Below are 26,194 nucleotides of genomic sequence, written 5' to 3'. Positions count from 1 at the left end.
CCCGGAGGACCGGGCGGCCAGTCCTCTCGAGCCATCAACGGCACACAGCCATCAGCCACACCCGGTCCTCCCGGACCGCCTTACATTCTTAGGGATCTGCCATGACCGTCAGTCTTGAGCAGTTGCGCCGCTGCCACGTCGCCGTCGACCTGGGGGCGGCAAGGACCCGCGTGTACGTCAAGGGCGCCGGCCTCGTGGTCGACGAGCCCAGCGTCGCCGCGGTCAACACCCGCACCGGCGCACTCATCGCCGTCGGCACCTTCGCCGAGCGGATGACCGGCCGCACGCCCGACTACATCCGGGTCGTACGCCCCGTCTCCGGCGGCACCGTCGTCGACATCGAGATGGCCCAGCGGATGCTGCGCCACCTCCTCGGCGAGAAGCTGCGGCGCGCCTTGCGCCGCAAGCCGCGGCTGCGGGCCGCCGCCTGCACCCCGCACGACGCGGACCCGCTCGCCCAGCGGGCGACGGTGGAGACCCTCGTCGGACTCGGCGCACGCCGCGTCGAACTGGTCGACACCCTGATCGCGGCGGCCGTCGGCTGCGGACTGCCCGTGGAGCAGCCGACCGCGACGATGATCATGGTGTGCGGGGCCGCCGCCACCCAGGTGGCCGTCCTCTCCCTCGGCTCGATCGTCACCGCCGAGCGGATCCCGGTCGGCGGCGAGGCCATCGACCACGCGGTCGTCCAGCACCTGCGCCACGCGCACGAGCTGATGCTGCCCAGCCAGGCCGTCCGGCCGCTGCAACTGGCCCTGCACGGAAACGGCCTGACCTCCGAGGGCCCGGCCTCCACCCTGATCCACGGCCGCGACGTGGCCACCGGACTGGCCCGTTCCGTCCACGTGGACACCGCGGCGGTACGGGACGCCATCCACACGCCGCTGACCGCCGTCCTCGACGGCATCGGCAAGGTGCTGCGGGACTGCCCGCCGGACCTGGTGGCGGACCTGACGGACCGGGGAATCATGATGGTGGGCGGCAGCGCCCTGCTGCCGGGCCTGGACCAGATGCTGCGGGACGCCACCGGAATGCCCGTCGCCATCGCGGAACGGCCGGACATCTGCGCCGTACTCGGTCTCGGCGCGATGCTCGAAGGGAAGATCGCACCCATGGTTCTCAACCCGCTGTCCGAATGACCGGCGCCGGGCAGAAGCCCGGGGAGGACGCGGCGAGCCTCCCGGCCCTGCTGGATGCCGTCCTCAGCGTCGGCTCCGAGCTGGAGCTGCGCGCCACCCTCCAGCACATCGTGGACTCGGCGACCGAGCTGTGCGCAGCCCGGTACGGAGCGCTCGGGGTCGTCGACCCCGAGCGCGTCCTGCTGACCGAGCTGTTCACGTCCGGGCTGACCGAGGCACAGCGGGCCGCGATCCCCCACCTGCCGGACGGGCGCGCCGGTCTGCTCGGAGTCCTCATCAAGGACCCGCGCCCGCTCCTGCTGGACGACCTCACCCAAGACCCCCGGGCAGCCGGTTTCCCGCCGGGCCACCCGCCCATGCACAGCTTCCTGGGCGTTCCGATCCGGGTGCACACCGAGGTCTTCGGCAACCTCTACCTCACCGAGAAGCGGGGCGGCGGCCCCTTCACGGACGAGGACCTCGCCCTGCTGCGCGTCCTCGCCGCCCAGGCGGGCATGGCGATCGGCAACGCCCGGCTCTACGAGACCGCGCGCCGCCGGGAGCGCTGGATCGACGGCGCCGCCGCCGTGACCACGACCCTGCTGGCCGGGGCCCCGGCCGCGGACGCCCTCAGGTGCGTGGCCGAACGGGCCCGGCTGCTGGCGGACGCCGCCGCCGGGGTGGTGCTCCAGCCGACCCCCGGGGGCGGCATGGAGATCGTGGCCGCCTCCACGCGCGGGGACGCCGGGGAACTGGTCGGCACGGCGATCGCCCCCGGCTCGCCGGTGCTGGAACAACTCCTCGGCGGCGAACCCGTCTTCATCGACGACTCGGCGACGGACCCGCGGATGACCACGCACGTCCGGGAGCGGTTCGGACCGAGCATGATGCTTCCGCTGCAGAGCGGCGGCCGGCTGATCGGCACCCTGGCCCTGCCGCGCGCCCGCGGCGGTCCCCCGTACGACGCGGTGGACCGGCTGCTCGCCTCGCAGTTCGCGACACACGCCGCGCTGGCCCTGGTCCTGGCGGACGCCCAGCACGACCGGGAGCAGCTCGCGGTGTACGAGGACCGCGACCGGATCGCACGGGACCTGCACGATCTGGTGGTCCAGCGGCTCTTCGCCACCGAGATGATGCTCGAAAGCACCCGGCGGCGCGCCGCGAACGCCCCGTCCGGAGACACCGTCGGCGACGAACTCAGCCGCGCCGTCGACGAGCTGGACTCCACCATCCAGGAGGTCCGGACGGCCATCTTCGCCCTCCAGCAGCCGCCGACCGACGCCCCGACGACCTTCCGGGGGCGGGTCCTGCGCGAGACGAACGGGGCCGCGGTCCTGCTCGGCCTCCAGCCGTCGGTGCACTTCGCGGGCGCGGTCGACGCCCTGCTGCCGGAGCCGGTGACGGGCGCCCTGCTCTCCGCCCTGCGCACCGCCCTGGCCGCGGCGCACCGGCGCGGCGAGGTCACCTCGGTGAAGGTGGAGGTGGAGGCGACCCCGTCCCGGGTCCGCCTGGCCGTGGCGGACGACGGCCGCACGGAGTCGGGGGCCCGGGGAACGACGATGACGTGGGAGTCGGCACTGTAGGCCGCCGCCGGCCCCCTGGGGCGGGCTTTCGGATCGTGTCGGCCGAGCCCGCGTTGTCCGGTGCCGTGCATCGCAAGGCGGAGGAGCTCCCCTCGTACCGGACGTACTGGGGAGCCCCGACCACGTCGCGAGGTGCGGTGCCGGGCAACGCGGGCCCGGCAAGATCCGGAAGACCCGCCCTAAGGCTGGCCCGGCCGGGTGGCGGCGCGGAGGGCGATCCGGGTGTTGGACTGGGCCACCCCCGCCTCCCGTTTCAGCCGGCGGAGCAGCGCGTCGAGGGCAGCGGGGTCGGCGGCCCGGGCGCGTACGAGGTAGTCGTGCTCGCCCGTCACGTGCACGACCTCGGTGATGCCGGACAGCTTGGCGACCTGACGCTCGAACTCCTCGTTGGTGGTGTCCTGGCGCAGGGTGACGTCGATGAAGACGACGAGCCCGCCGGCGGTGTCGGCCGCCGGATCCACCACGACGGTGAACCCGCGGATCACCCCTTCCCGGCGCATCCGTCGCACGCGGTCGGCGGTGGCGTTGGCGCTGAGGCCGACGCGGACGCCGAGGTCCCGGTACGAGATCCGCGCATCCTGCTGCAGGATGCCGAGGATTTCCCTGTCGAGGCGGTCCATACCGCGATTGTCGCAGTCGGGCCCGTTAATCGGGCTCATACCTCGGGAACGGGGGTCGACCCTCGCCGTATGAGCGAACTGATGACACCGGCCCTGGCGGGGGCGGTCGCGGGCCTGGGCGTGGCGATGCCGATGGGGGCGATGAGCGTGCTGCTGCTCCAGGAGGCACTGCGCAACCGCCGGACGGCGGCGGCCGCGGCCGCGGGCATCGCGGCGGTCGACCTCGGCTACGCGGCCCTCGCCACCGCCGTGGGCCCCTGGGTGGCCTCCCACATCTCCCCGGTCGAAGCCTGGGTCCGCCTGGCCTCGGCAGTCATCCTCCTGACCATCGCAGCCCACGGCCTCTCAAAAGCCCACCCCACCCCTACGCCCCCTGCAGCCCCGCCGGCACATCCGGCCCCGCCGGCAATTCCAGCCCCGCCGGCGTTTGAGGCGCGGGGTCCGGGGCGGCGCCCCGATCTTTCACCCGCGCCGGCGTTCGTCGCGCCGGAGCCAGGAGGGAACCCGAGATCCGGAACAGGCACAGCCACCAGCACCAGCACCAGCACCGGCACCGGCACCGGCACCACCCCGCGCCCCGTCAAGGCCTTCGCCCGCTACGTCGGCCTCACCGCCCTCAACCCCACCACCGCCCTCTACTTCGCCGCCCTCACCACCGCCCAGGGCGCCACCCTCCGCACCGGCCCGGCCGGAGCCGCCTTCCTCCTCGGTGTCGGCGTCGCCTCCCTCCTCTGGCAGCAGACGCTCGTCGCGCTCGGCTCCCTCGCCGGCACCCGCATCTCCGACGCCGCCCGCGTCTGGACCTTCCGCCTCGGCTACGGCCTGGTCGCCGCCTACGCCCTCAAGATCGCCTTCCCGCTCCCGTCCCTCGGCTGACCTCGCCGCACTCCTTTCCCCCTCCCCCCTTCGCCGACCTCCCCTTCCCCCCTCCCAGCCCCCACCGCCCGCCCTGCCCACCCGGCATGACACCCCCTAGGGTGACCCCGTGACGACGACCCGCCTCTCGGCCCGCGCGGCCATCGCCTCCGTGACCGACCCCGGCAGCTTCACCGAACTCCCGGTCCCCCCACGGGAGTCCACCCCCGACGGCCCCCTCGCCTGGACCGGCTACGACGCCTCCCGCGCCCGCGCCGCCGAGCGCACCGGCGAGCAGGAGTCCGTCGTCACCGGCACCGCCCGCATCGGTGGCCGCGAAGCCGCCGTGATCTCCTTCGAGTTCGGCTTCCTCGGCGGTTCGCTGGGCCGGCGCACCGGCGACCGGCTCGAAGCCGCGTACACGTACGCCCGCCGGCACCGCCTCCCCCTCGTGTCCCTGATCGCCACCGGCGGCTCCCGGATGCAGGAGGGCATGCTCGCGCTGACCCAGCTTCAGCGCGTGGCCCGCCAGAGCGTCCTGACCCGGGCCGCGGGGCTCCCGCAGCTCGCCGTGCTGCGCGATCCGACCACCGGCGGCGGCTGGGCCACCCTCGGGGCCGGGGCCGACGTCGTCCTCGCGCTCCCCGGAGCCCAGGTCGGGTTCGCCGGCTCCCGGGTGCGCCCGGCGGACGCTGACCCGGCGGCCTACTGCGCCGAAGGCCAGTACGCCGCAGGTCACGTGGACGCCGTGGTCCCCGCCGACCACCTGCCCGGCACCCTCGCGCAATGGCTCCGCGTGCTGGCCGCTCCGCGCCCCGCCGGGCCCGTCGAGCCCCCGGCCGCGCTGGGCGGCGTACAGCCTCCGGCCACCGGCTGGGACGCCGTCCGCCAAGCCCGCCACCCCGACCGACCGCGCGCGGAGGCGTACCTGGACGCCTATTTCGAGCTACGCCTGCAGCTCTCCGGGGACCGGGCGGGCGGTACCGACCCCGGCATGCTGTGCGGTTTCGGGCTGCGGGAGGGCCGGGCCGTCGCCTACGCCGCCCAGTGCGGCACGGCCACCCGTCCGGCGGGCTACCGTACGGCCGCCCGAGTCGTCCGCCTCGCGGACCGGCTCGGCATCCCCGTGCTCACCCTGGTGGACACGCCGGGCGCGGCCAACGACGCCGCCGCCGAGCACGCGGGCGCGGGTGCGGCCATCGCGGACACCTTCGCGGCGCTGGCCGCAGCGGCCGTTCCCGTCACCACCCTGCTCATCGGCGAGGGCGGCTCGGGTGGCGCCCTCGCGCTGGCCGCGCCGGGGAACACCTGGGTCACCCCGGACAGCTACTTCTCGGTCATCGCCCCTGAACTGGCGGCGGCCATCCTCAAGCGCCCCCCGTCGGCCGCCCCGGCCACGGCGGACCAACTCCGCATCCGCCCCCAGGACCTGGTCGCCCTGGGCGTGGCCCGAGGCATCGTCCCTCCGGCCGACACATAGGGCGACCCCTCGCCCAACGCCCCCTCAGCCCCGCCTCCCCTCCAGCCCCGCCGACACCCGTCCAGCCCTGCCTCCGCTGACAGCCCCGCCGGCGTTTGAGGCGCGGGGTCCGGGGCGGCGCCCCGGCAACGGCGCCGCACCCCACCCCGCACCTGCCCGACCCGGGCCCGTCCGCGAACCCGAACCCTGCCCCTGCCCCGGCCCCGGCCCCGGCCCCGCCAACGCCGCCGCGCAGGCACCGGCCTCTTCACGACCGCCCGGACCGGGCGAACCGCGCCGGGCTGGTCCCGACGTGCCGCCCGAAGTGCCGGGTCAGGTGCGCCTGGTCGTAGAACCCCGCCGCCGTGGCCGCCTCGGCCGGCCGCATCCCCGCCAGCAGCAGCCGCCGCGCCGTCGCGACCCGACGCCCGGTGAGGTAGGCGTGCGGCGGCAGCCCGTACGCCATGCGGAAGCTCCGGATCAGTTGCGTGGGATGCCACCTGACCCCGAGAGCACGCCCCAGCTCGGCCGCCGCCTCCTCCAGCGTGATCCCTTCGGTCACCCGCGCGTCGAGCAGCTCCCGCAGCCGTACGGCGGCCTCCCGGCCCGGCGGCCCGCCCGCCGGCGCCTCGCGCCCCGTCAGCCACCGGTGCAGCCGCTCCCGTACGAAGGCCAGCCGCGACTGGGCCTCGAGGGGATCCCGCTCCCCGAGCGCCAGATGCAGCCCGTGTACGCGCTCGCGCAGCGCGGGATCGGCCAGCATCGGGGCGTCGACGGCGGCTCCGGTCAGCCGCTCCGGCAGCACCGAGGTGTCCAGGTACAGCACGCGCTTGCGGAAGCCCGCCTCGGTCACGGTCCGCCCGTCGTGGACCACCCCGGGCGGGAGCAGGATCACCTGGTCCGACACCCCGGCGCCGTGCCGTTCCCGGTCGAGGGCGAAGTCCACCCGCCCGCCGTCCACGATCATCAGCGCCCAGGTGTCGTGCACATGGGCCGGGTACGCGTGCTCGGTGAACCGGGCGTGGAAGACCTCGGCGATGCCCGGCACCGACGGCTGCCAGGCGGACACGGTGCTGCGCGGACGTATCGCGGCCATGTCAGGAACGTACAAGACCGCCCGCGCGCGGGCCGCGAGGCTGTCCGCATGACGACACACAAGGTCAACATCTCCGAGAAGCTGGCCGGTTTCACCGAGCAGTGGGCCCCGCGCCGCATCGCCCGCGTCAACGACTACGAGGTCAAGCTCGCCCGGCTGGAGGGCGAGTTCGTCTGGCACACCCACGAGGACACCGACGAGCTGTTCCTGGTCGTCGGCGGCACGCTGACGATCCGCCTGCGCGACGGGGACGTGGTTCTGGGTCCCGGGGACGTGTACGTCGTTCCGCGCGGGGTGGAGCATTGCCCGGCGGCGCACGAGGAGGCGCAGATCCTGCTGTTCGAACCGGCCGGCACCGTCAACACCGGCTCCGCGGGCGGCGACCGCACCCGGGAGCCCGTGGAGGCGTAGCGCGGCGCGGTCCCGGGTCGCCACCACCGCCCCTGCCCCACCCGCCGCCGCCCGGAGCTCCCTACGTCACCCGACGCCTCCCGCGCTGCCCAGCGGTCCAGCGGTCCAGCGGCGACTAGGCCTGCGGGGACCGCGCGTCGTAGCGGGCGAAGTTGCGCCACCGCAGAGCGAGCAGACACAGCACCAGCGCACAGGCCAGCCCGCCGCCCGTGACGGCCGTGGCCGGCGAGGTCAGGTCGGCGGCGGTCCCGGCGAGGAAGTCGCCGAGCCGGGGCCCGCCCGCGACGACGACGATGAAGACGCCCTGGAGGCGGCCGCGCATCTCGTCGGGGGTCGCGGCCTGCAGCATGGTGGTGCGGAACACCATCGAGACGGTGTCCGCGCACCCGGCCACGGCCAGGAAGAACAGCCCGAGCCACAGGTTGCGGGTGAGTCCGAACACGGCGATCGCCAGCCCCCATGCGGCGACGGCGAGCAGGATCGCCAGCCCGTGCCGCTGGATGCGGCCCTGCCAGCCGGAGAACAGCCCGCCCAGCAGCGCCCCGGCGGCGATCGAGGCCACCATCAGGCCGACCGTCTTCGCGTCGCCGCCGTACCAGAGCACGGCGATGGCCGGGAACAGCGCCTTCGGCTGCGCCAGCACCATGGCGGCCATGTCGGTGAAGAAGGTCATCCGGATGTTGGGCCGGGTCCCGAGGAAGCGCAGTCCGTCGACGACGGAGGCCCTGCCCCTCGCCTCGTCGGCGCGGTCGGGCTTCATAGACGGCAGCCGCCACATCGCGTAGAGGGCGGCGGTGAAGGTCACGGCGTCGATCAGATACGCCGCCTGGTACCCCCCGACGGCGACGATCAGCCCTCCCAGCGCGGGGCCGACCATCGTCCCGAAGGTCATGGTGACGGAGTTCAGGGCGTTGGCGGCGGGCAGTTGCCCGGCCGGCAGCAGCCTCGGGATCATGGCGGCCCGCGCCGGCCCGGTGAGCGCCCCGCACACCGCCTGGAGCGCGACGACGGCGTACAGGAACCAGACCCGGTGGTAGCCGAGCAGGGCGGCCGCAGCGAGCGCGACCGACAGTGCGGCGGCGCCGAGGGAGCTGTAGAGGCCGAGCTTGCGCCGGTCCACGGTGTCGGCGATGGCACCGCCGTAAAGCCCGAAGACGACGAGCGGGACGAGCGAGAAGAGACCGACGAGCCCGACGGAGAAGCTGGACCGGGTGATGTCGTAGACCTGGAGCGAGATCGCGAGGGCGGTCATCGCCTGGCCGACCCAGGAGATGATTCCGCCGATCCACAGCCGCCGGTAGTCCACGGAGGCGAGCGGGGTGAGGTCGGCGAATATGCGCCGACGGGGGCGGGTGGGCTCGGCGGTACGGGTCACAGCGGATGATAACCACCGGCCCTGCGACGGCCGGGGCCCGCCCCGACGGCCGTCCCCGTGCGCGCCTCCCACTCCGGCCACGGTGGCCCCATCCGGCCCGGGGGGCGCGCCGCGGGTGACCCTTTGCCGGTAACTCGCCACTATCACCGGACATTTGACCGAATCGGCGTGCGCTCCTCACCTCGTGCTCGGCTCATGATGAAAAGACTCGTATGTCCAGGGAGGCGTAGTGATCGAACCTGGCAACAGCACCACGAGCACCGGCACCACCCAGAACACGGTGCGCACCACCGTCCCCCTCACCGTCGGCGTCGAGGAGGAGTTCCTGCTCGTTGACGCCCGCACCTTCCGGGTGGCCCCCGCAGCCCCGCTGGTCCTCGCGACGGCCGGCGGCCTGCCGGGCGAGCTGCACCCCGAGGGCACCCGCTATCAGGTGGAGATATCCACCCCGATCGCGCACTCGGCGGCCACGCTGCGCACCGAGCTCGCCGCGCTGCGGCGCACCCTCGGCCGGGCGGCCCGCACCCACGGCTGCCGGCTGCTGGCCGCACCCTCGCCGGTCGTCGCCGTGGAGGGGCCGCTGCACCTGACCGACGACGAGCCGCGCCAGCGCGAGCAGCACCGCCGCTTCGGCGCGCTCACCGACACCCTGGTCAGCTGCGGCCGGCACATCCACATCGGCACGCTCGACGTGGACACGGCGGTGGCCGTGTCCAACCGGATCAGACCCTGGCTGCCCACGCTCATCGCGCTGGCCGCCAACTCGCCGTTCTGGGGCGGTCGTGACACCGGTCACGCCAGCTGGCGGGCGATGGCATGGTCGGGCTGGCCCTCGGCGGGGCTGCCTCCGCACCACCCGTCCACGGCCCACTTCCGGCGCTCGGTGCAGACCCTGCTCGGCTCGGGGGCGGCCCTGGACACCAAGATGGTCTATTGGGACCTCCGCCCCTCCGGGCACTGGCCGACGCTCGAGATCCGGGCGCCCGACATGTCGCCGGACATCGACTCGGCCATCCTCCAGGCCGAGCTGGCCCGCGCGCTGGTGGCCACGGCCCTGCACGAGATCGAGGAGCGGCGCCCGGAGCCGGCGGTACGGGACGAGGTACTGCGCCTCGCGCGCTGGCGGGCGGCCCACGACGGGCTGGAGGGCTTCGGGCTGGACCCGTACACGGGCGCGGAAGTCCCCGCGGCCGACCTGGCGGAGGCCCTGCTGGACCTGGTCGCCCCGGAACTGGCCGCCTCCGGCGACCTCGACCACGCGGCCAAGAACCTGGCCCGCCTGCTGCGCGACGGTTCGGGCGCCCACCGCCAGCGCATGGCCTATGCCCGCCGCCGGGATCTGACGGACGTACTGCGCCATCTCGCGGACGAAACGGAGGACTTCTAGCTCGCCAGCGCCCCGGAACACGCCGAAGCCGCAGGTGCAATCGTTTCTGCACCTGCGGCTTGTAGTGGGGCGGGTGGGACTCGAACCCACGGCCGACGGATTATGAGTCCGCTGCTCTAACCGGCTGAGCTACCGCCCCTTCACGGCGTGGCGCGTACACGTGTGCGCGCCGTCTGCCGCAGCATAGCCGCTCATACGATCTCCTGCCTCGGATGCCTCGCATGATCGGCTTCGCCTGTTCAGAGAGACCGCGCTGAGGGCTGCCCGGTTCCCGGTCGGCGGTGGCAAAGAAAAGAAGAGGACCCCGTGGGGCCCTCTTCTTCTTCCGTGCTCCCCCGGCTGGACTCGAACCAGCAACCCTCCGGTTAACAGCCGAATGCTCTGCCAATTGAGCTACAGGGGACCGCGCTCCCCCGACTGGACTCGAACCAGTAACCTGCCGGTTAACAGCCGGCTGCTCTGCCAATTGAGCTACAGGGGATTGCTGCGGTGCATCGAACAGCCCACCTCCGGCCTTGCCGGGGGGCGAGTGCCCGTTGCGAGACATAGATTAGCGCAAGCAGGGGGGTGCTCCGCCAATCGGTATCGACAGCAGGCCGGGCACCACACGACGAAGGGTGGCAGGCATGCGGTACAAGGTCACGTTCGTGGTCGGACTGACCCTCGGGTACGTGCTCGGAAGCCGGGCCGGACGCGAGCGCTACGAGAAGCTGAAGAAGTCCGCGCGGGAGATCGCGCAGAACCCGGCGGTGCGCAACGCCGCCGAGTCCGCGGGCCAGACCGGGCGCGAGTTCGCCGGGAAGGCCTTCTCCGTCGTGAGCGAGAAGGTCGGCGACGCCGTACCGGAATCGCTCGCCGGGCGGGTACGCGGACTGCGCAGCCGGATCGGCGGCGGCGCCGACGACGAGTGGGGTACCAGCAACACCTGAGGAGTCACAGGTCCGCGCCCTGGGGCCCACGGGACCTGTGAGGTTCCGGGGGCTCCGGAGCGGTGGATACCGGCCCTGCGTGCGGCAGAATCCTCCTCATGGGGATAGTCGCCGGGCTGGACAGCTCTTCCGCCTTCACACGCATCGTCGTCTGTGACGCCGAGACCGGCGCCGTGCTGCGCCAGGGGTACGCGCCCCATCCGCAGCCCACGGGCGAACCCGACGGCGCGCACCCCCATGAGACCGATCCCCAGGCCTGGCTGCTCTCGCTCGGCGAGGCCGCCGGCGGCGGGCTCCTCGAAGGGGTCCAGGCCATAGGAGTCTCCGCGCAGCAGCACGGCCTGCTCCCGCTGGACCCGCAGGGCGGGCTGGTGCGTTTGGCCCTCGTCGGCAACGACAAGCGCGGGCAGGTCGCCGCCGCCGACCTCATCGACGCGTTCGGCGGCCGCCAGGCCTGGGCCGAGGCGGTCGGCTCGGTCCCGCAGGCCGCGCAGCCGATCGCGAAGCTGGCCTGGCTGGCCCGCACCGAGCCCGAGGCGGCCCGCCGGGTGGCCGTGCTGATGTCGCCGCACGACTGGCTGGTCTGGCAGCTGCTGGGCCGGCCGGCCCGGCGGACCACCGACCGCGGCGGTGCCTCCGGCACCGGGTACTGGTCGGCCGCCGCTGGATCCTGGCGCCCCGACCTGGTCGAGCTGGCGCTCGGGCACCGGGCGCTGCTGCCCGAGGTCCTCGGCCCGGCCGACGCCGCCGGGACCACGCCCGAGGGGCTGCTGATATCCGCCGGCACCGGCGAGACGATGGCCGCCGCGCTCGGACTGGGGCTGGGCCCCGGCGACGCGGTGGTCTCGCTCGGTGCCTCCGGTTCGGTGATGGCGGTGCACCACGAGGCGCTGTCGGAGCCGGGCGGGCTGATCACCTCCCTGGCCGACGCCACCGGCATGCACCTTCCGGTCGTGAACACCTCCAACGCCGTACGGGCCCTGCGCGGCACCGCCGAGCTGCTCGGCACCGATCTGGAGGGGCTGTCCGAGCTCGCGCTGAAGTCGACGCCGGGCGCGCACGGCCTCGTACTCCTGCCGTACCTGGAGGGTGAGCGGACGCCGAACCTGCCGCACTCCGCCGGAACCCTGTCCGGGCTGCGCCGGGACTCCATGAAGCCGGAGCATCTGGCCCGGGCCGCCTTCGAGGGCATGCTGTGCGGGCTGGTGGACGCGCTCGACGTGCTGCGCTCGCGCGGAGTCGAGATCCGCCGGGTGTTCCTGCTGGGCGCGGCGGCCGAGCTGCCCGCCGTGCAGGCCGCCGCACCGGGGCTGTTCGGGACGCAGGTCGTCGTACCGGCGCCGGCCGATTACGCGGCGCTGGGGGCGGCGCGCCAGGCGGCCTGGGCCCTCGGCGTGGCGCAGGGCACCCACACCCCGCACACCCCGCCGGTCTGGCCGGCCCCCGCGGCGCAGGTCTTCGAGCCGGGTGAGGAGTTCCCCGCCTGGCAGGCGGTGCGCCAGCAGTACATCGCGACGCGGGAGCAGATCCACCCCGGCGCGTTCTAGGTCCGGCCTGCCGTCCCGGGCGGGGCGTGTGGGCCGGGCCCCGCGCCGGGCCCCGCGCCGGGCCCCCGCTCACGCGGCGCATCAGGTCATCTGGGCCGCCGGTGTGCACCGGTCCGGAGGTCCGGGACCTAGGTCCCGGACCTCCGGGCTACTCCTTTTGACCGGCCTTTGCGAAATCGGGTGGGGATCGGAGGGCCGTTTGGCCGAAGATGGGTCGAACCCCTCGATCTTGCCGACCGGAGCCTGCGCGTGCTCATACGACTTCTGCGGACCCATCTGGGTCCGTACCGGAAACCCATCGCCGTGCTGGTCTTGCTGCAGCTGCTGCAGACGAGCGCGAGCCTCTACCTGCCCACGCTCAACGCGGACATCATTGACAACGGTGTCGTCAACGGTGACACCGGCTACATCCTGCGCTTCGGCGCCCTGATGCTCGGCGTCTCGCTCGTCCAGCTCGTCTGCAACGTCGGAGCGGTCTACTACGGCGCCCGCACGGCGGCGGCCTTCGGCCGGGACGTCCGCGCCGCCGTCTTCGACCGCGTGCAGAGCTTCTCCGCGCGGGAGCTCGGCCAGTTCGGCGCCCCGTCGCTGATCACCCGAACGACGAACGACGTCCAGCAGGTCCAGATGCTGGTGCTGATGACCTTCACCCTGATGGTCTCGGCTCCGATCATGTGCGTCGGCGGTATCGCCATGGCGCTCTCGCTCGACGTGCGGCTGTCCGGCGTCCTGCTCGCCGTGGTTCCCGTGCTCGGGATCTCGGTCGGCGCCATCGTCTTCAGGACGCGGCCGCTGTTCCGCCAGATGCAGGACCGCCTGGACACCGTGAACCGGGTCCTGCGCGAGCAGATCACCGGCAACCGCGTGATCCGGGCCTTCGTCCGCGACGACTACGAGAAGGACCGCTTCCGCGACGCCAACGCCGACCTCACCGGCATCTCGCTGGCCTCCGGCAAGCTCCTGGCGTACATGTTCCCCACGGTCATCGTGGTCGTGAACATCTCCAGCGTCGCCGTCATCTGGTTCGGTGCGATGCGCGTCGACAGCGGCGGCATGGAGATCGGCCAGCTGACGGCCTTCCTCGCCTACCTCATGCAGATCGTCATGGCCGTGATGATGGCCACCTTCATGTTCATGATGGTGCCGCGCGCCGAGGTCTGCGGGGAGCGCATCCAGGAGGTCCTGGACACCGACTCCAGCGTGGTCCCGCCCGCCGACCCGGTGCGCGAACTCGCCCGCCGCGGACGGCTCGAGCTGCGCGGCGCCGACTTCCGCTACCCGGGCGCCGAGGCTCCGGTCCTGCGCGGGGTGGACCTGGTGGCGCGCCCCGGCGAGACCACGGCGGTGATCGGCTCCACCGGAAGCGGCAAGTCCACCCTGCTGGGCCTGGTCCCGCGCCTGTTCGACGCGACCGGGGGCGAGGTGCTGGTCGACGGCGAGGACGTCCGCGGGCTCGATCCCGAGCTGCTGGCCAGGACGGTCGGCATGGTGCCGCAGAAGCCGTACCTGTTCTCCGGAACCATCGCTTCCAATCTGCGCTACGGGCGCCCGGACGCAAGCGACGAAGAGCTGTGGCAGGCCCTGGAAGTGGCCCAGGCCAAGGAGTTCGTCTCCGCGCTGGACGGTGGCCTGGAGGCGCCCGTCACGCAGGGCGGGACCAATGTCTCCGGCGGCCAGCGCCAGCGTCTGGCGATCGCCCGCACGCTCGTGCAGCGCCCGGAGATCTACCTCTTCGACGATTCCTTCTCGGCACTGGACTACGCGACGGACGCGGCGCTGCGCGCGGCGCTCGCCCGCGAGACCGAGGACGCGACCGTGGTCATCGTCGCCCAGCGGGTCGCCACGATCCGCGACGCCGACCGGATCATCGTCCTGGACGAGGGGCAGGTGGTGGGCGAGGGGCGCCACCACGAGCTGATGGCCGGCAACGAGACCTATCGGGAGATCGTGCTCTCCCAGCTGACGGAGGCGGAGGCCGCATGAGCGGGCCCGGAGGACGGATGATGATGGGGCCGGCGACGCGCTCCATGGACTTCAAGGGGTCGGGCAAGCGGCTGCTGGGCCAGCTCGCGCACGACCGGGCCAGGATATGGGGCATGGTCGCGGCGGTCGTCGGCAGCGTCGGCTGCGCGGTGGTCGGGCCGAAGATCCTCGGCGAGGCCACCGACCTGGTGTTCGCGGGGATCGTGGGGCGGGAGATGCCCGCCGGGACCACCAAGCAGCAGGCCCTGGACGGATTGCGCGCCAAGGGCGACGACGGCATGGCGGACATGCTCTCCGGCACCGACTTCACCCCGGGGCAGGGCATCGACTTCGGCGCCGTCGGCGTCGTGGCGATCTGGGCGCTGGTGGTCTTCACCCTGGCCGGCCTGCTGATGCTGGTCGCGACCCGCCTGTCGAACCACATCATGAACGGCACCGTCTACCGGATGCGCGAGGAGCTCCAGGCGAAGCTCTCGCGGCTGCCGCTGTCGTACTTCGACCAGCAGAAGCGCGGCGAGGTGCTGAGCCGGGCCACGAACGACATCGACAACATCGGCCAGACGCTCCAGCAGACGATGGGGCAGCTGCTGAACTCACTGCTGACCATCGTCGGCGTGCTCGCGATGATGTTCTGGATCTCGCCGCTGCTGGCGCTGGTCGCGCTGGCGACCGTCCCGCTCTCGGTCTTCGTGGCGACGAAGATCGGCAAGAAGTCGCAGCCGCAGTTCGTGGCGCAGTGGAAGACGACCGGTGCGCTGAACGCCCACATCGAGGAGATGTACTCGGGGCACAACCTGGTCAAGGTCTTTGGCCGGCACAAGGAGTCCGCGGCGGTCTTCGCCGAGCAGAACGAGGCGCTGTACCGGGCCTCCTTCAAGGCGCAGCTGGTCAGCGGCATCATGCAGCCGGTGATGTTGTTCATCTCGAACATCAACTACGTGCTGATAGCCGTCGTCGGCGGACTCCGGGTCGCCTCCGGCACCCTGTCGATCGGTGACGTGCAGGCGTTCATCCAGTACTCGCGGCAGTTCTCGATGCCGCTGACGCAGGTCGCGTCGATGGCGAACCTCGTGCAGTCCGGTGTCGCCTCGGCGGAGCGGGTCTACGAGCTGCTGGACGCGGCGGAGCAGGAGCCGGACGCGCAGGTCCCGGAGCGGCCGCAGGAGCTGCGCGGCCAGGTCAGCTTCGACAAGGTGGCCTTCCGCTACGAGCCGGACAGGCCGCTGATCGAGAACCTCTCGCTGACGGTCGAGCCGGGCCAGACGGTCGCGATCGTCGGCCCGACCGGCGCCGGCAAGACGACGCTGGTGAACCTGCTGATGCGGTTCTACGAGGTCACGGGCGGGGAGATCGGCCTCGACGGGGTGGACATCGCGAAGATGACGCGCGAGGAACTGCGCACCGGCATCGGCATGGTGCTCCAGGACACCTGGCTGTTCGGCGGCACGATCGCCGAGAACATCGCCTACGGTGCTTCGCGCGAGGTCACGCGCGCCGAGATCGAGGAGGCGGCGCGGGCCGCGCACGCGGACCGCTTCATCCGCACCCTGCCGGACGGCTACGATACGGTCCTGGACGACGAGGGCGCGGGCGTCAGCGCGGGCGAGAAGCAGCTGATCACCATCGCCCGGGCGTTCCTGTCGGACCCGGTGATCCTGGTGCTCGACGAGGCGACGAGCTCGGTGGACACCCGGACCGAGGTGCTGATCCAGAAGGCGATGGCGCGGCTCGCGCACGGCCGTACGTCCTTCGTGATCGCGCACCGGCTGTCGACGATCCGCGACGCGGACGTGATCCTGGTCATGGAGAGCGGCTCGATCGTGGAGCAGGGCACGCACGAGGAGCTGCTGGCGTCGGGCGGCGCGTACGCCCGGCTGTATGCGGCGCAGTTCGCGCAGGCGGTCGCCGAGGTCGACTAGGGCGTGTCCTGCCGATCGGACCCCTCCCGGCCTGATCGGCAGGACACCCAGGGCAGGACGGGGGCGGGGGCGCCCTGCGGGGCGCCCCGTCGCCGTCAGTCCAGGTAGCCGCGGAGCTGGTCCGCGAAGGCGTGGTCGCGCAGCTTGTCGAGGGTCTTGGATTCGATCTGGCGGATCCGCTCGCGCGTCACGCCGAAGATCCGGCCGATCTCCTCCAGGGTGCGGGGGCGCCCGTCGGCGAGCCCGTACCGCAGTTGCACGACCTTGCGTTCGCGTTCGCCGAGCGTCGACAGGACGGCTTCCAGGTGCTCGCGCAGCAGGAAGAAGGCGGCCGACTCCACGGGTGAGGCGGCGTCACCGTCCTCTATGAGGTCGCCGAGCGCGACGTCGTCCTCCTCGCCCACCGGGGCGTGCAGGGAGACCGGCTCCTGGGCGAGGCGGAGCACCTCCAGGACCCGCTCGGGGGTCAACTCCAGGTGGACGGCCACCTCTTCGGCCGTGGGCTCGTACCCGCGCTCCTGGAGCATGCGGCGCTGGACGCGGACGACGCGGTTGATCAGTTCGACGACGTGGACGGGCACGCGGATGGTCCGGGCCTGGTCGGCGAGGGCCCGGGACATCGCCTGCCGGATCCACCAGGTGGCGTAGGTGGAGAACTTGTACCCGCGGGCGTAGTCGAACTTCTCCACGGCCCGGATGAGGCCGAGGTTCCCCTCCTGCACCAGGTCGAGCATGGTGAGGCCGCGGCCCACGTACCGCTTCGCGACGGAGACGACGAGCCGCAGGTTCGACTCGATGAGACGGCGTTTGGCCATCCGCCCCATGACGACGAGCTTGTCGAGGTCGAGGGCGAGCTGGGAGTCGAGATCCGGCGTGCCGAGTTTCTCCTCGGCGAAGAGCCCTGCTTCGACGCGCCGCGCGAGGTCCACCTCCTCGGCGGCGGTGAGCAGCGGGATCCTGCCTATCTCGCGGAGGTACTGCCGGAACAGATCGGCGGAAGGACCCGCTCCGCCCCCGCTGTCGCTGCTGCTGCGCCTGCGCTGCACGGGCACCGGCTCGATCAGCTCCGGTACCTCGGGCTCTTCGTCCACGGCCTTGGCCTCCGAGGACTCGCTCACGTTCACGGTCAGGGTCCGGGTCTGCACGGGGGCGACCTCCAGGGCTCCGAGGACGGGGGCACCGCACTCAGTGTGGGGTACGACACATCGCGGCCACGAGGGGCGTGCGAGCACTTTCTGAGTCCGGTGCGTGACCGGATGGTTACCCCCCGGCGAGAACCCCGATGCGGATCGGACGCATGTCCGAGAAGATCGTCTTCATGTCCGAGTACGAAACCCATGTGACGGTGCGCTGTGCGGACGGGGCGGCCCTGGACCGCCTCGACGCCTGGGCCCGGACACGGGACTTGAAAGTCACGCACATCGTGCTGGCGCGGGGCCGGATGGTGTCCCAGCCGATGCTGACGCTGCGGGACCGCACGAGCCACGAGCACCTTGTTCCGCAGCTGCGGGCGGCCGGCTTCGACCCGGTCCGCGTCAAGGTGGAGACGGTTCCCTGGACCACACAGGCGCCGGGCCCGGGCGGCGGTTACTTCGAGCACCACCTCAAGCTGCGGCTGCCGGCGGATTTCGACCGCGCGGCCCTGGAGTCCCTCGTGACCCCGCACGGCGCCCACCTCTCGTGGAACGCCCGCCGGGTCCTGGCCGGAGGCGCGCACGAGCGGTTCGTCACCCAGCGGTGGCGGGGGACGGCGGCGGGGGCGATGCGGGCCTGCGACACGCTGGTCGCCGCGCTCGGCTCGGCCGGGTACGAAATCCGCTCGGAGGAGCGGGAGTTCGTCCTGTACGACAGTGACCTGTCGGTGGACGACGGATGGATCGAGGAGGGGGCGACGGCATGACCGGGACGAGTACGCAGGACGGGGCCAGGGACGACTGGAGGCGGCGCCAGCACGAACTGCCGCGCACCTCCACGGCCGGGCTGGACACGGCGGACACCGGCGACCGGGTCTTCGACCCTGCGCTCAAGCACTTCGCCGAGGGCTACCGGATCACCGACACGGCCGTGGACCAGGCGCTGCGCCCCGCCTGGCGGGCCGCCCGCCGGACGGCGCTCGACGTCGTGGCGCAGGGCGTCGCCCGCTCGGGCCGGGCGGACTCGCTCGTCCTGCGCGGCAGCATGCTCATGGCCGGGTGGTTCGGGGCGGCGGCGCGCGAACCGCACGACCTGGACTTCGTGGTCGTGCCCCAGGACTGGGGCATCGAGGAGCCGCGGACGGACCGGCTGCTGAGGGCTGTCGCGGAGGCGGTCGAGCGGGCCGCCGCCGAGCGGGGCGGGCTGGTGATGCCCGCCGACGCGGCGGTCACCGAGAACATCTGGACGTACGAGCGCGTCCCCGGCCGCCGCCTGGTCCTGCCCTGGTCGGCCCCGGGCCTGCCCGGAGGCCACGTCCAGCTCGACTTCGTGTTCAACGAGCCGCTCCCGGCGGCGCCGGAGCCGGCCGATGTCGCGGGGGTGCGTCTGCAGGCGGCCACGCCGGAGCTGTCGCTGGCGTGGAAGCTGGTCTGGCTGGCCACCGACATGTACCCGCAGGGCAAGGACCTCTACGACGCGGTCCTGCTCGCCGAGCGCTGCACGGCTCCGTACGAGCTGGTCCACACGGTCTTCCGGGATTCAGGCGAGTACTTCCCGCCGAAGGCGCCCCAGGACACCCCGGTGACCCTGGAGGCCTTCGCCGAGGTCAAGTGGGCCGACTGGGACACCTTCCGGGCCGACTACCCGGGGATCTCCGGCTCCGCCGAGTCCTACGCCGAGCGTCTGCTGGCCGCCCTGGCGCCGACCTTCGCGGATCGCGGCTAGGCCGGCTCGACGCGGACCGCGCAGACCTTGAACTCCGGCATACGGGAGACCGGGTCGAGGGCGGGATTGGTCAAGGTGTTGGCGCGGCCCTCGCCGGGCCAGTGGAAGGGCATGAAGACCGTGTCCGCGCGGATGGAGTCGGTGATGCGGGCCGGGGCCACCGCGCGGCCGCGGCGGGAGGTCACCGCCAGGGGGCTGCCGTCGACCGCGCCGATGCGGGCGGCGAGGCGGGGGTGGAGTTCCACGAAGGGGCCGGGAGCCGCCTCGTTGAGCTCGTCCACCCGGCGGGTCTGGGCACCGGACTGGTACTGGGCGACCACGCGCCCGGTCGTGAGCAGGAGCGGGTAGTCCGCGTCGGGGACCTCCGCGGCGTCGCGGTGGGAGACGGGGACGAAGCGGGCCCGGCCGTCGTCGGTGGCGAAGCGGTCCAGGAAGAGGCGTTCGGTCCCGGGGGAGCCCTCGGGGCAGGGCCAGAAGACGCCCTGTTCGGCCTCGATACGGGCGTAGGTGATGCCCGAGTAGTCCGCCGGGCCGCCGGCCGAGGCGCGGCGCAGTTCGTCGAACACCTCCTCCGGGGCGGTCGGGAAGCCCTTTTCCACGCCCAGGCGCGCGGCCAGTCCGTGCAGGACGTCCAGGTCGCTGCGGACCCCCGGCGGCGGGGTCAGGGCCCGGCGGCGGAGCAGGACGCGGCCCTCCAGGTTGGTGGTGGTGCCGGTCTCCTCCGCCCACTGGGTGACCGGGAGGACGACGTCGGCGAGGGCCGCCGTCTCGGAGAGGACGACGTCGGCGACCGCGAGGAAGTCCAGGGAGCGGATGCGGTCCTCGATGTGGGCGGCGCGGGGGGCCGAGACCACCGGGTTGGAGCCCATGAGGAGGAGGGCTTTCACGTCCGTGCCGAGGGCGTCGAGGAGTTCGTAGGCGCTGCGTCCCGGGGCGGGGAGGCTGTCGGGGTCGACGCCCCAGACCCCGGCGACGTGGGCGCGGGCCGCCGGGTCGGTCAGCTTGCGGTAGCCGGGGAGCTGGTCGGCCTTCTGGCCGTGCTCGCGGCCGCCCTGGCCGTTGCCCTGCCCGGTGAGGCAGCCGTAGCCGGAGAGCGGGCGGCCGGCCCGGCCGGTGGCCAGGCACAGGTTGATCCAGGCGCCGACGGTGTCGGTGCCCTTGGACTGCTGCTCCGGGCCGCGGGCGGTGAGGACCATGGCGGACTCCGGGGCGCAGAACATCGCCACCGCCTCGCGCAGCCGGGGGACCGGCACGCCGGTGATGCGTTCCACCAGCTCCGGCCAGTGGGCCATGGCGGCGGCCCGGGCCTCCTCCCAGCCCGTGGTCCGGGCGGCGATGAACTCCTCGTCCGTCCGGCCTTCCGCGACCACGAGGTGCAGCAGCCCCAGGGCGAGTGCGAGGTCGGTGCCCGGGCGCGGGGCCAGGTGCAGGTCGGCCTGGTCGGCGGTGCGCGTGCGGCGCGGGTCGATGACGATCAGGGTGCCGCCGTTGGCCTTGAGCTCGGTGAGGTAGCGCAGGGCGGGCGGCATGGTCTCGGCCAGGTTCGAACCGACGAGGATCACGCAGCCGGTGCGCGGGATGTCCTCCAGCGGGAAGGGCAGCCCGCGGTCGAGCCCGAAGGCCCGCTGGTGCGCGGCGGCGGCCGAGGACATGCAGAAGCGGCCGTTGTAGTCGATCTGCGAGGTGCGCAGCGCGACCCGGGCGAACTTGCCGAGTGCGTACGCCTTCTCGTTGGTGAGACCGCCGCCGCCGAAGACCCCGACCGCGTCCGGCCCGTGCGTCCGGCTCGTACGGCCGAGGCCGTCGGCGACGGCGTCGAGGGCCTCCTCCCAGGTGGCCGGTTCGAGCCGTCCGGCGTGGGTGCGGACGAGCGGCTCGGTCAGGCGCACCCGGGAGGAGAGCACGGCGGGGGCGGTGCGGCCCTTGCCGCACAGCGCGCCCCGGTTCACGGGGAAGTCGGCGCGCTCCTCCACCGTCACGCCCGCGCCGCCCGGATCGGGGCGCAGGTTCATCCCGCACTGCAGCGCGCAGTACGGGCAGTGCGTGGCGGTGGCGGAGTCCGGGGTGTGCATGGAGCCCAGCGTGCGTCGGCGGTGTTACACCGGCCGCCGCCTCGCGTTACGGGTCGGGGTGCTCTGCCTCAGCGCCGCCCGGCGGCCGCGGTGAGGATCCCGTCGCAGGGCGGGCCCGGGGCCCGCGGCGAGGTCCCGGCGCAGAAGGGAGTCCCGGGGCCCGCGGCGAGGTCCCGGCGCAGGAGGGAGCCCCGCGGCCGCGGTGAGGTCCCGGCGGCCGCGTGAGGACCGGCCCGGAGCCGCCCGGCGCCGCTGCCTGCCTCCCGTGCGGGGGGGGCGGCCCGGCGGGCGTCACCGGCCGGTGAGGTGTTTCACCGTCAGGCCCGCCGTCCAGCCGCCGTCGACCGCGAGCTCGGCGCCCGTCATGTATGCGGCGGCGTCGGAGAGCAACGCTTCCACCCCTGACGCTCGTACGGCCGACCGGCCGGCCCGCCGCATATGACTGATCGGCGTAGCCGACGCGGCGTCAGTGTGGCAGAGCGGCGAGCGCCTGCGACACCCCCTGCTCCTTCGGTCCCAGGAAGCGCGGGGCGGGCTTGAAGGCAGCGTCCAGCGCCGCCTTGCCGGCCGCGAAGACCTCGCGCACCTCGCCGTAGTACCAGGTGGCGTCGTGCACGTCGGCCACCCCTACGCCGTACGCGTCCAGGCCCGCCGCCTGGCACAGGGCGACGGCCCGGCGGATGTGGAAGCCCTGGGTGATCAGCACGGCCCGCTCGACCCCGAAGATCTGCCTGGCCCGTACGCAGGAGTCCCAGGTGTCGAAGCCGGCGTAGTCGCTGACGATCCGCGCGTCCGGCACGCCCTTCCCGGTGAGGTACGTGCGCATCGCGTCGGGTTCGTCGTACTCCTTGCGGCTGTTGTCCCCGGTGACCAGGACGACCTTGACCTTGCCCGTGCGGTACAGCTCGGCGGCGGCGTCGAGCCGGTCGGCCAGGTAGGGCGTCGGCCGCCCCCGCCAAAGGCCCGCCCCGAACACCACGGCCACCTCGGCGGCGGGCGCGTCGGCCGTGGTCCGCAGCCGGTCTGCGGCCGCCGCGTGCGTCCACGCCGCGGGCAGCAGCGCGAGCACGCAGCCCGCCATGACCACCTGCACCGCCAGCCGCCGGGCCCGTACGGTGCGCAGCGCGGCGGCCGTCCGGCTCCACGTGACTCTCGGCAGGCGCGGTCCGCGCATCATCCATCCCCTGGTGTCTCGGTGGCCGGTCCGCTGGTCAGGACGCATCCGGGGACCGCATGGTTCACCGGACGGCCCGGGTGTGAGGTGGACGCGGTCACCGACACCCGCGCCGGCCGGCCTGTGAGCACCCCGCAAACACCCGTGACCCGCGCGCAACGCAGCGGCAATCTCCGGCGCGCAGGATCGGTCCATGACGGAGCCGGTGCAGCCTCCCGAGTCCCCCGCCCTCCCCTTCGCCAGTACGGCCGACCTGCTCGGCCGCATCACCGTCCAGCTGGGCACCCAGCTCAGCGGCCTGCGCCGACCCGGAGTCCGCCCATGCAGCAGCAGCCCACCCTCGTCGCCGTCGCCCACGGCAGTCGTGACCCGCGCGCCCTGCACACCGCCCTCGCCCTCCTCGAACGGGTCCGAGAGCTCCGGCCCCGCCTCGACGTCCGGCTCGGCCACATCGAGCTGAACGAGCCCCCACTCGACTCCGTCCTCGGGGAGCTGCGCGGGGCGGCGGTCCTCGTCCCGCTGCTCCTCGGCCGGGGCTACCACGTCAAGTGCGACCTCCCCGCGGCCGCCGCCCGGGCCGCCCACCTGCGCACCCGCGTCGCCGCCCCGCTGGGCCCGCACCCGCTGCTCGTCGAGGCCCTGTACGAACGGCTCCTGGAGGCGGGCTGGACCCCCGGCACCGCCGTCGTCCTCGCCGCCGCCGGTTCCCGCGACCCCGACTCGGCGGCCGACACCCGCCGCACCGCCGACCTGCTCGCAGAACGCCTCGGCGGCGTCCCCGTGGTCCCGGCCTACGCCTCCGCCGCCACGCCGAGCGCCCCCGAGGCGGTCCGTGCGCTGGCCGCCCGCGGCCATCACCGGGCCGCCGTGGCCTCGTACTTCGCCGCTCCCGGCCGTTTCGCCACCCAGACCGCCGCGGCGGCGCCCGCCCTCGCGGCCGCTCCCCTGGGCGACCATCCGGCCCTGGCCCGGCTGCTGCTGCACCGCTACGACGCGGCCTGCGCCCGGCCCGCCGACACCGCTCGGCCGGAACTCGTCCCCGCATGATCCCGGTTTGTCAGTCGTTCCGGTTACCGTCTCTTCATGGAAGGCACCGCGCACGCCCCGGCAGACGACTTCTCCGACCTCTACGACGCGGCCGACACCGAGCGCTGGGCCGCCGAGCCCGACAAACGGCCCGGTCGGACCGCCTTCCAGCGTGACCGCGCCCGGGTGCTGCACTCCGCCGCGCTGCGCCGCCTCGCCGGGAAGACCCAGGTCGTCGCCCCCGGCAGCCGCTCGTACGACTGGGACGCCAGTCCCCGCACCCGGCTTACCCATTCCCTGGAGTGCGCCCAGGTCGGGCGGGAGCTCGGCGCCGCACTCGGCTGCGATCCCGACCTCGTCGAAGCCGCGTGCCTCTCGCACGACATGGGCCACCCGCCCTTCGGCCACAACGGCGAGGAGGCGCTCAACGAGTTCGCGAAGGACTGCGGGGGCTTCGAGGGCAACGCGCAGTCGCTGCGCCTGCTGACCCGCCTGGAGCCCAAGCGGTTCGTGCCCGACCCGGCGAGCGGCGAACTCGTCAGCGTCGGCCTCAACCTGACCCGGGCCTGCCTGGACGCCGCCACCAAGTACCCGTGGGCCCGCGGGGACCACCCCACCGACCCCGGGTCGGTGAAGTTCGGCGCGTACGACGACGATCTGCCGGTCTTCGAGTGGCTGCGCCGCGGCGCGCCCGCGGACCGCAAGTGCTTCGAGGCCCAGGTGATGGACTGGGCGGACGACGTCGCGTACTCCGTCCACGACTTCGAGGACGGCCTGCACGCCGGACACCTCCACCCCAACCTGCTGTTCGCCGAGCCCGAGCGCACGGCGATCTGGCGCGTCGCCATCGGCCGGTACGTCCCCGCCGACACCGCGCCCGAGGAGCTGCGGGCCGCCCTCGACCGGCTGATGGAGCAGGAGTGGTGGCCGCACGGGTACGACGGTTCGGCCGTCGCGCAGGCCCGGCTGAAGGACGCCACGAGCCAGCTGATCGGCCGTTTCTGCCTGGCGGCCGAGGGGGCCACCCGGGAGGCGTACGGCTCGGGCCGGCTCACCCGGTACGGCGCCGAACTGGTGATCCCGCGCGAGGCGCGCAACGAGTGCGCGGTGCTCAAGGCCGTCGCCGACCTGTACGTCATGCAGCGCGACGAGCAGGAGCGGATCCGCGCCGACCAGCGCATCGTCCTGGCCGAACTCGCGGAGGCGCTCAGCACCCGCGCCCCGGAGGGACTGGACCCGCAGTTCCGGGCGATCTTCGACGCGGCCCCGGACGACAGGGCCAGGAAGCGGGCGGTCATCGACCAGATCGCGTGCCTCACCGACGCATCCGCCCGTTCCCTGCACGCACGCCTCACCCGTCGCGCCCGACGCGCCGAAGGGTGAGCTGATCGAGCCACTCCCCCTTCACGCGGCAGGCTCAGTGCGGGACGCTCGCATGTGGTCGCATGTGGCGGAGAGGTTATGAGGAGGCATCAGGTGGTCGACGCACACCGGACATTCGTCATCGTCGGCGCAGGGCTTGCCGGGGCAAAGGCGGCCGAAACGCTGAGGTCCGAGGGGTTCACGGGGCGGGTGATCCTGATCGGCGACGAGCGCGACCATCCCTACGAACGCCCCCCGCTGTCCAAGGGCTATCTCACGGGCAAGGACGACCGCGAGAGCGTCTTCGTCCACGAGCCGTCCTGGTACGCGGCCGCCGACGTCGAGCTGCACCTGGGCCAGCCGGCGGTCCACCTCGACCGGGACGCCAAGAAGGTGGTCCTCGGCGACGGTACGGTCCTGCACTACGACAAGGTGCTGCTGGCCACCGGCGCCGAGCCTCGCCGCCTCGACATCCCCGGCACCGGCCTGGCCGGGGTGCACCACCTGCGCCGCCTCGCGCACGCCGAGCGGCTCAAGGGGGTCCTCGCCGGACTGGGCCGGGACAACGGTCACCTGCTGATCGCGGGCGCCGGGTGGATCGGCCTGGAGGTCGCCGCCGCGGCCCGCGGGTACGGCGCCGAGGTCACCGTCGTCGAGCCGGAGGCCACGCCGCTGCACGCGGTGCTCGGCCCCGAGATCGGCCGGCTCTTCGGGGACCTGCACGCCGATCACGGGGTGCGGTTCCACTTCGGGGCGCGGCTGACGGAGATCGTGGGCCACGACGGCATGGTGCTGGCGGCCCGTACCGACGACGGGGAGGAGCACCCGGCGCACGCGGTGCTCGCCGCGATCGGGGCCGCTCCGCGCACCGCGCTCGCCGAGACCTCGGGGCTGGCCCTCGTCGACCGGGAGCACGGCGGCGGCATCGCCGTGGACGAGTCCCTGCGCACCTCGGACCCCGACGTCTACGCGGTCGGGGACGTGGCCGCCGCCCACCACCCGGTGCTCGGGACCCGGCTGCGGGTCGAGCACTGGGCCAACGCGCTCAACGGCGGTCCGGCCGCCGCGCGGGCGATGCTGGGACGGGAGGTCAGCTACGACCGGGTGCCGTACTTCTTCTCCGACCAGTACGACGTGGGCCTGGAGTACTCGGGGTACGCGCCGCCCGGCGGCTACGACCAGGTGCTGATCCGCGGGGACGCGGGCAAGCGGGAGTTCATCGCCTTCTGGCTGTCGGAGGGGCGGGTGCTGGCCGGGATGAACGTGAACGTGTGGGATGTCACCGAGCAGATCCAGGCCTTGATCAGGTCGAAGAAGCCGGTGGACCGCGAGGCCCTGTCGGACCCTTCGGTTCCGCTCGCCTCGCTGATCGAGGGCTGACTGCGTGTCCCTCTCAGGCCGGGCCGCGGGCCCGGCCTG

The 26,194-nt window shown here is 73.4% G+C and carries 21 protein-coding genes and 3 tRNA genes; 15 read left to right on the top strand and 9 right to left on the bottom strand.

The window, feature by feature from the left end; genetic code table 11:
* The first annotated feature begins 101 nt into the window (after positions 1-101).
* On the top strand, positions 102-1,139 hold the full coding sequence (locus ACWGIF_RS23015) for a rod shape-determining protein (protein ID WP_453500221.1): 1,038 nt from the start codon (positions 102-104) through the stop codon (positions 1,137-1,139).
* A complete protein-coding gene (locus tag ACWGIF_RS23010; RefSeq protein WP_453500219.1) occupies positions 1,136-2,701 on the top strand; it encodes a sensor histidine kinase in 1,566 nt (521 codons plus the stop codon). The genes ACWGIF_RS23015 and ACWGIF_RS23010 overlap by 4 nt, the downstream gene beginning before the upstream one ends.
* 179 nt (positions 2,702-2,880) lie before the next feature.
* On the opposite strand, the gene ACWGIF_RS23005 is transcribed toward ACWGIF_RS23010, so the two are convergent.
* Complete coding sequence (locus tag ACWGIF_RS23005) at positions 2,881-3,321, bottom strand: Lrp/AsnC family transcriptional regulator (protein WP_453500217.1); 441 nt, start codon at positions 3,319-3,321, stop codon at positions 2,881-2,883.
* A 69-nt stretch (positions 3,322-3,390) separates the two neighbouring features.
* Here ACWGIF_RS23005 and ACWGIF_RS23000 point away from each other — a divergent pair, with 69 nt between their 5' ends.
* Positions 3,391-4,197 (top strand): LysE family transporter, encoded by an 807-nt coding sequence (locus ACWGIF_RS23000; protein ID WP_453500215.1) that lies wholly within the window; start codon positions 3,391-3,393, stop codon positions 4,195-4,197.
* Positions 4,198-4,306: 109 nt separating this feature from the next.
* Positions 4,307-5,656 carry a carboxyl transferase domain-containing protein gene (locus ACWGIF_RS22995; protein WP_453500213.1) on the top strand — a complete coding sequence of 450 codons (1,350 nt, stop codon included), beginning with the start codon at positions 4,307-4,309 and terminating at the stop codon, positions 5,654-5,656.
* Positions 5,657-5,903: 247 nt separating this feature from the next.
* Here ACWGIF_RS22995 and ACWGIF_RS22990 read toward each other — a convergent pair whose 3' ends face one another.
* The gene (locus tag ACWGIF_RS22990; protein ID WP_453500211.1) at positions 5,904-6,731 is read right to left on the bottom strand and encodes a helix-turn-helix domain-containing protein; all 828 of its coding nucleotides are present in this window, start codon (positions 6,729-6,731) and stop codon (positions 5,904-5,906) included.
* 48 nt (positions 6,732-6,779) lie between these two features.
* On the opposite strand from ACWGIF_RS22990, the gene ACWGIF_RS22985 reads away from it, so the two are divergent.
* The gene (locus ACWGIF_RS22985) at positions 6,780-7,142 is read left to right on the top strand and encodes a cupin domain-containing protein (protein WP_453500209.1); all 363 of its coding nucleotides are present in this window, start codon (positions 6,780-6,782) and stop codon (positions 7,140-7,142) included.
* A 115-nt stretch (positions 7,143-7,257) separates the two neighbouring features.
* Here ACWGIF_RS22985 and ACWGIF_RS22980 read toward each other — a convergent pair whose 3' ends face one another.
* On the bottom strand, positions 7,258-8,517 hold the full coding sequence (locus tag ACWGIF_RS22980) for an MFS transporter (protein ID WP_453500207.1): 1,260 nt from the start codon (positions 8,515-8,517) through the stop codon (positions 7,258-7,260).
* A gap of 229 nt (positions 8,518-8,746) precedes the next feature.
* Between ACWGIF_RS22980 and ACWGIF_RS22975 the strand changes: the two genes are divergently transcribed.
* The gene (locus tag ACWGIF_RS22975; protein WP_453500205.1) at positions 8,747-9,904 is read left to right on the top strand and encodes a carboxylate-amine ligase; all 1,158 of its coding nucleotides are present in this window, start codon (positions 8,747-8,749) and stop codon (positions 9,902-9,904) included.
* A gap of 65 nt (positions 9,905-9,969) precedes the next feature.
* On the opposite strand, the gene ACWGIF_RS22970 is transcribed toward ACWGIF_RS22975, so the two are convergent.
* From ACWGIF_RS22970 to ACWGIF_RS22960, 3 genes are all read right to left on the bottom strand, one after another.
* Positions 9,970-10,043: transfer RNA gene (locus ACWGIF_RS22970), tRNA-Ile, on the bottom strand.
* A 191-nt stretch (positions 10,044-10,234) separates the two neighbouring features.
* A tRNA-Asn gene (locus ACWGIF_RS22965) sits at positions 10,235-10,307 on the bottom strand.
* Between the two features lie 5 nt (positions 10,308-10,312).
* A tRNA-Asn gene (locus ACWGIF_RS22960) sits at positions 10,313-10,385 on the bottom strand.
* A 145-nt stretch (positions 10,386-10,530) separates the two neighbouring features.
* Here ACWGIF_RS22960 and ACWGIF_RS22955 point away from each other — a divergent pair.
* The 4 genes from ACWGIF_RS22955 (at position 10,531) to ACWGIF_RS22940 (ending at position 16,282) form a co-directional block, all read left to right on the top strand.
* Entirely contained in the window at positions 10,531-10,833 is a 303-nt protein-coding gene (locus ACWGIF_RS22955; protein ID WP_453500203.1) for a YtxH domain-containing protein, read from the top strand.
* Between the two features lie 98 nt (positions 10,834-10,931).
* Positions 10,932-12,380 carry an FGGY family carbohydrate kinase gene (locus ACWGIF_RS22950; RefSeq protein ID WP_453500201.1) on the top strand — a complete coding sequence of 483 codons (1,449 nt, stop codon included), beginning with the start codon at positions 10,932-10,934 and terminating at the stop codon, positions 12,378-12,380.
* A gap of 249 nt (positions 12,381-12,629) precedes the next feature.
* Complete coding sequence (locus tag ACWGIF_RS22945; RefSeq protein ID WP_453500199.1) at positions 12,630-14,363, top strand: ABC transporter ATP-binding protein; 1,734 nt, start codon at positions 12,630-12,632, stop codon at positions 14,361-14,363.
* Positions 14,360-16,282, top strand: a complete 1,923-nt coding sequence (locus ACWGIF_RS22940) for an ABC transporter ATP-binding protein (protein ID WP_453500197.1) — start codon at positions 14,360-14,362, stop codon at positions 16,280-16,282. Before ACWGIF_RS22945 ends, ACWGIF_RS22940 begins: the two co-directional genes overlap by 4 nt.
* 95 nt (positions 16,283-16,377) lie before the next feature.
* Here ACWGIF_RS22940 and ACWGIF_RS22935 read toward each other — a convergent pair whose 3' ends face one another.
* The gene (locus ACWGIF_RS22935) at positions 16,378-17,412 is read right to left on the bottom strand and encodes an RNA polymerase sigma factor (protein WP_453500223.1); all 1,035 of its coding nucleotides are present in this window, start codon (positions 17,410-17,412) and stop codon (positions 16,378-16,380) included.
* A 167-nt stretch (positions 17,413-17,579) separates the two neighbouring features.
* Between ACWGIF_RS22935 and ACWGIF_RS22930 the strand changes: the two genes are divergently transcribed.
* Positions 17,580-18,182, top strand: coding sequence for a hypothetical protein (locus ACWGIF_RS22930; RefSeq protein ID WP_453500195.1), 603 nt, complete (start codon positions 17,580-17,582; stop codon positions 18,180-18,182).
* Positions 18,179-19,141 carry a nucleotidyl transferase AbiEii/AbiGii toxin family protein gene (locus tag ACWGIF_RS22925; RefSeq protein WP_453500193.1) on the top strand — a complete coding sequence of 321 codons (963 nt, stop codon included), beginning with the start codon at positions 18,179-18,181 and terminating at the stop codon, positions 19,139-19,141. Before ACWGIF_RS22930 ends, ACWGIF_RS22925 begins: the two co-directional genes overlap by 4 nt.
* Here the strand turns inward: ACWGIF_RS22925 and ACWGIF_RS22920 are convergent.
* Both ACWGIF_RS22920 and ACWGIF_RS22915 read right to left on the bottom strand, forming a co-directional pair.
* Positions 19,138-21,213 carry a molybdopterin oxidoreductase family protein gene (locus ACWGIF_RS22920; RefSeq protein ID WP_453500191.1) on the bottom strand — a complete coding sequence of 692 codons (2,076 nt, stop codon included), beginning with the start codon at positions 21,211-21,213 and terminating at the stop codon, positions 19,138-19,140. The genes ACWGIF_RS22925 and ACWGIF_RS22920 overlap by 4 nt on opposite strands.
* A gap of 466 nt (positions 21,214-21,679) precedes the next feature.
* Positions 21,680-22,387, bottom strand: a complete 708-nt coding sequence (locus ACWGIF_RS22915; RefSeq protein WP_453500189.1) for a SanA/YdcF family protein — start codon at positions 22,385-22,387, stop codon at positions 21,680-21,682.
* A 321-nt stretch (positions 22,388-22,708) separates the two neighbouring features.
* Between ACWGIF_RS22915 and ACWGIF_RS22910 the strand changes: the two genes are divergently transcribed.
* From ACWGIF_RS22910 to ACWGIF_RS22900, 3 genes are all read left to right on the top strand, one after another.
* Entirely contained in the window at positions 22,709-23,434 is a 726-nt protein-coding gene (locus tag ACWGIF_RS22910; RefSeq protein WP_453500187.1) for a sirohydrochlorin chelatase, read from the top strand.
* Between the two features lie 36 nt (positions 23,435-23,470).
* Positions 23,471-24,796 (top strand): deoxyguanosinetriphosphate triphosphohydrolase, encoded by a 1,326-nt coding sequence (locus tag ACWGIF_RS22905; RefSeq protein WP_453500185.1) that lies wholly within the window; start codon positions 23,471-23,473, stop codon positions 24,794-24,796.
* A 93-nt stretch (positions 24,797-24,889) separates the two neighbouring features.
* A complete protein-coding gene (locus ACWGIF_RS22900) occupies positions 24,890-26,155 on the top strand; it encodes an NAD(P)/FAD-dependent oxidoreductase (RefSeq protein ID WP_453500183.1) in 1,266 nt (421 codons plus the stop codon).
* Positions 26,156-26,194: the final 39 nt, after the last annotated feature.

The sequence above is a fragment of the Streptomyces sp. NPDC054849 genome, assembly GCF_053610945.1.
This window is presented reverse-complemented; position numbering and strand designations above follow the sequence as displayed.

Excerpts from the sequence above, each read along its gene's own strand:
- ACWGIF_RS23015 (WP_453500221.1), top strand. The coding sequence starts at position 102 with ATGACCGTCAGTCTTGAGCAGTTGCGCCGCTGCCACGTCGCCGTCGAC.
- ACWGIF_RS23010 (WP_453500219.1), top strand. The coding sequence starts at position 1,136 with ATGACCGGCGCCGGGCAGAAGCCCGGGGAGGACGCGGCGAGCCTCCCG.
- ACWGIF_RS23005 (WP_453500217.1), bottom strand. The coding sequence starts at position 3,321 with ATGGACCGCCTCGACAGGGAAATCCTCGGCATCCTGCAGCAGGATGCG.
- ACWGIF_RS23000 (WP_453500215.1), top strand. The coding sequence starts at position 3,391 with ATGAGCGAACTGATGACACCGGCCCTGGCGGGGGCGGTCGCGGGCCTG.
- ACWGIF_RS22990 (WP_453500211.1), bottom strand. The coding sequence starts at position 6,731 with ATGGCCGCGATACGTCCGCGCAGCACCGTGTCCGCCTGGCAGCCGTCG.
- ACWGIF_RS22985 (WP_453500209.1), top strand. The coding sequence starts at position 6,780 with ATGACGACACACAAGGTCAACATCTCCGAGAAGCTGGCCGGTTTCACC.
- ACWGIF_RS22955 (WP_453500203.1), top strand. The coding sequence starts at position 10,531 with ATGCGGTACAAGGTCACGTTCGTGGTCGGACTGACCCTCGGGTACGTG.
- ACWGIF_RS22950 (WP_453500201.1), top strand. The coding sequence starts at position 10,932 with ATGGGGATAGTCGCCGGGCTGGACAGCTCTTCCGCCTTCACACGCATC.
- ACWGIF_RS22940 (WP_453500197.1), top strand. The coding sequence starts at position 14,360 with ATGAGCGGGCCCGGAGGACGGATGATGATGGGGCCGGCGACGCGCTCC.
- ACWGIF_RS22930 (WP_453500195.1), top strand. The coding sequence starts at position 17,580 with ATGTCCGAGAAGATCGTCTTCATGTCCGAGTACGAAACCCATGTGACG.
- ACWGIF_RS22925 (WP_453500193.1), top strand. The coding sequence starts at position 18,179 with ATGACCGGGACGAGTACGCAGGACGGGGCCAGGGACGACTGGAGGCGG.
- ACWGIF_RS22920 (WP_453500191.1), bottom strand. The coding sequence starts at position 21,213 with ATGCACACCCCGGACTCCGCCACCGCCACGCACTGCCCGTACTGCGCG.
- ACWGIF_RS22915 (WP_453500189.1), bottom strand. The coding sequence starts at position 22,387 with ATGCGCGGACCGCGCCTGCCGAGAGTCACGTGGAGCCGGACGGCCGCC.
- ACWGIF_RS22910 (WP_453500187.1), top strand. The coding sequence starts at position 22,709 with ATGCAGCAGCAGCCCACCCTCGTCGCCGTCGCCCACGGCAGTCGTGAC.
- ACWGIF_RS22905 (WP_453500185.1), top strand. The coding sequence starts at position 23,471 with ATGGAAGGCACCGCGCACGCCCCGGCAGACGACTTCTCCGACCTCTAC.